The sequence below is a fragment of the Rhizobacter sp. genome (genome assembly GCF_035702065.1).
Lineage (GTDB): Bacteria > Pseudomonadota > Gammaproteobacteria > Burkholderiales > Burkholderiaceae_C > Rhizobacter.
In genome coordinates, this window is record NZ_DASSRA010000510.1 from 1 (window position 1) to 3,512 (window position 3,512).

General features: G+C 65.3%; 4 protein-coding genes. All 4 read left to right on the forward strand.

Features of this window, described 5'->3' with window-relative positions; genetic code table 11:
• Positions 1-298 precede the first annotated feature (298 nt).
• The 4 genes from tnpA to VFL64_RS22805 are packed head-to-tail and all read left to right on the forward strand — an operon-like array spanning position 299 to position 3,340.
• Positions 299-757 carry an IS66-like element accessory protein TnpA gene (tnpA, locus tag VFL64_RS22790; RefSeq protein ID WP_489542677.1) on the forward strand — a complete coding sequence of 153 codons (459 nt, stop codon included), beginning with the start codon at positions 299-301 and terminating at the stop codon, positions 755-757.
• Entirely contained in the window at positions 754-1,107 is a 354-nt protein-coding gene (gene tnpB, locus VFL64_RS22795; protein WP_489542678.1) for an IS66 family insertion sequence element accessory protein TnpB, read from the forward strand. Before tnpA ends, tnpB begins: the two co-directional genes overlap by 4 nt.
• A gap of 50 nt (positions 1,108-1,157) precedes the next feature.
• Positions 1,158-2,720, forward strand: a complete 1,563-nt coding sequence (gene tnpC, locus VFL64_RS22800; protein ID WP_489542680.1) for an IS66 family transposase — start codon at positions 1,158-1,160, stop codon at positions 2,718-2,720.
• A complete protein-coding gene (locus VFL64_RS22805) occupies positions 2,717-3,340 on the forward strand; it encodes a UPF0149 family protein (RefSeq protein ID WP_489542679.1) in 624 nt (207 codons plus the stop codon). Before tnpC ends, VFL64_RS22805 begins: the two co-directional genes overlap by 4 nt.
• Positions 3,341-3,512 lie beyond the last annotated feature (172 nt).

Below are 3,512 nucleotides of genomic sequence, written 5' to 3' on the forward strand. Positions count from 1 at the left end.
GACAACCCGCCTGGACCGGCGGGATCGTGGCTGATCGCGCGCTTCCAGGCGCAAGCGGCCGACATCGATGAACGCGGGGACGATCAGCAAATGGTCCAAGCCTCCCCGCCCGCCGCGGGCAGGAAGCGCGCAACAGCGCGATAGGGTTTTGGTATTCTTCGGCCTGGAGAGACTATTCGTGGCGGCATGCACCTCTAAACCGTTAGCCTGATCGTAACCGGCATGACGTCCCCACCTCGCGATCGTGAGATTCGCCTGCGATACAGCTTGGCATGAGCTGATCGTTGGAGGTGAGGCGATGGCAAATGCCATGCTTGATGCCAGGCAGGAAGGCGACTCGTATCGTCGTATCGAAGTGATCACCGGGCAGAGCCGGCGACGACGGTGGACGGCCGAGGAGAAGGCCCGGATCGTCGCGGAGAGCTTTGAGACGGACACCAACATTTCCGAGGTGGCTCGGCGCAATGGCGTCGCCCGTGGGCTGCTCACGGCCTGGCGACATCAGTTTGCAGCGACGGCGCGCAGCAAGGCGGCAAGCTTCGTGCCGGTCCGGATTGTCGAGGAGAGCGGTGGCGGGACAACTGGCGAGCCGGACCGTGCTGCGCCGGCGCAGACGAGGCTGCTGGAGAAGGTTCTGCCGGCGAGGGCCGGTGGAATGATCGAGATCGAGGTGAGCGGGGCGCGCGTCCGGGTCGAGCCGGGAGTGGAGTTGAAGACGCTCTCGACGGTGCTATCGGCGCTCAGAGGCGGCCGGTGATCGCACTACGGGCCGACCTCAAGGTCGTGCTGGCGACGCAGCCGGTCGACTTTCGCAAGTCGGTGCACACGCTGTCGGCGCTGGTGAGCGAAGCGCTGCACGCGAACCCGTATTGCGGCGAGGTCTTCGTGTTCCGCAGCAAGCGCATGGATAGAGTGAAGCTGCTGGCCTGGGACGGCAGCGGCATGGTGCTGGTGACGAAGTGGCTGCACCAGGGGCGCTTCACCTGGCCGCCGATCCGCGACGGCGTGGTGCATCTGAGTGTGACTCAGCTCGCGATGCTGCTCGACGGGCTCGAGTGGACGCGGGTCTCACCAAAGCCTGTGAAGCAGCCGGCTCTTGTGGGGTGAGAGGTGCGGATTTTGCTGGAGCATAGGGTGCGCGGATGTATCGTCTGGTCATGGCGATTCGCCCCGAAGCTCTCCCGACCGACACCGCAGCTCTGACCGAGATGGTGCTCGCGCTCGACGCCGAGAACGAGAAGCTGCGCGTGGCGATGCAGACGCTCAAGGACATGATCTTCGGGAGGCGCTCGGAGCGGCTTGCGGTGCTGGTCGCCGAGCAGTTTGCGCTCGAGCTGGGCGATCTCGAGACCGGCGTCACCCCGCCGGAGGCTGCTAACGATGATGCGTCTGCGGCGAAGCCGTCTGGCAAAGCGCCGCGCAAGAAGGCGCGCCGCAACATTGGTGCGCTGCCTAAACACCTGCCGCGCTGCGAGCAGGTGCTGGAGCCGGACACGACCGGGTGCCCGTGCTGCCGGGGCGAGCTTCACAAGATCGGCGAGGACGTCAGCGAGGTGCTGGACGTGATCCCGGCGATCCTGCGGGTGCTGCGCACGATCCGTCCCAAATATGCCTGCCGCGACTGCACCGATGGTGTGGTGCAGGCGAAAGTGCTGCCGCGCCTGATCGAGAGCGGCATGGCGTCGACAGCGCTCGTGACCCACGTGGTGGTCTCGAAGTTCGCCTGGTATCTGCCGCTGTACCGGCAGGTGCAGATTTTGGCCGGCCAGGGCGTCCATCTCGACCGGGCGACGCTTGCGGGCTGGGTGAAGCGTGCGGCCTGGTGGCTCAAAAGCCTCTATGACCTCCAGCTGCGGACGATTCAGGCAGCACCGCGGGTGTTCTGCGACGAGACTCCGATGCCGGTGCTCGACCCTGGGCGACGCCGCACCCGGATCTGCCAGTTCTGGGCGCATGCGATGGACGATCGCCCGTGGGGCGGGCCGGCGCCGCCGGCGGTCGCCTATGTGTTTGCCGACGGGCGCGGCACCGACGCGATCGCCGGACAGTTGGCGGGCTTCTCCGGGATTCTGCAGGTGGACGGCTATGCCGCCTACAAGGCGCTCGCCCGCGGCCATGTCGGCACGATCCAACTCGCTTTCTGTCTCGCCCATGCGCGACGCAAATTTGTCGAGGTGTACAAGACGACGAGCTCGCCGTTCGCGCACGAGGTAATCGAACGCCTGCGGGCCATCTATGCCATCGAGGCAGAGATCCGCGGCAGCAGTGCGGAGCAGCGGCTGGCCGCCCGCCGTGCCAGAACCACACCGCTGATGGAGGCGCTCAAAGCGCGACTGACCGAGATGATCAGCCAGCTCTTCTCCCAGTCGAAGCTGACAGAGGCCATCAACTATGTGCTCAATCACTGGGAGGGACTGACGCTGTTTCTCAGCGATGGCCGCGTCGAGGTCGATTCCAATACGGTCGAGCGTTCCATGCGCCCCATTGCAATGGGCAGACGCAACTCATTGTTCAGCGGCAGCGAGGGCGGCGCCGAGAGCTGGGCGATCCTGTCGTCGATCGTGAACACAGCAAAGCTCCATGAACTCGATCCCCAAATCTATCTGACGGACGTGCTGGAGCGCATCGTGTCCGGGCAAACCAAGAGCCATCAGCTGCACGAGCTGCTGGTCTGGAACTGGAAGGCTGCCCGTGAGCGAGCTGCACAGGCCGCGGCATGAATCCAGATCGCCATTCCGAATCGCCGGCGATGGCGGCAGCCGCTAAGCCGCTCGCGGAGCTCGAGCGATGGCTGCAGGACCGCGCCGACCGGCATCCTGTCGCCGCCAGCATCCCGATGCTGGATGGCTACGTCGCTGCGATCGTGGCCGGGCCGGTGTCGATTGACCCACGCGACTGGATCTGTCCGCTGCTCGCCGTCGATGCCGATGCCTTCAATCACGGCGGCACCTCGGAGTTCACGGCGATCCGCGCTGTCGCGCGGCGCCACAACGACATCAGTCGCGTTCTGACGACCACCCCGGATCGGTTCGAGCCAATGCATCGGCGCAAGCCCAATGGCGAAGTCGATCCGCATCCTTGGTGCCGAGGATTCTACGCTGCCATGCGGCTCCGGATGTCGGATTGGGCGCCGCTGCTCGATACCAGCGACGTCAACCACGCGCTGCTCTTGCCCATCCTGCTGCACTGTCGTGACGACCAGGGGCGTCCGCTGCTCGGACCACCTCGGCGGGGCCGCGAGACTAGGGAATTTCTGCGCAACGCCCACAGCGATATTCCAGCCGTCGTCGAGGCCATGCGCCAATACTGGATGCCCACCCGCTACGCCCGCGCGAGCTGATTGCGGCCTACGTGGGACCTCGTACCGGTTACGTTCAACTGACGAACTGCCCCGCGAGTGAAACCAATGGCGCGATCGGGCGTCACAGGCGCAAAACCTCAATCGCACATTTTGCGTCGCGGAGACCATACTGCCTGGCTGGGCATGTAGGATTCGAACCGGCGAATCCGTC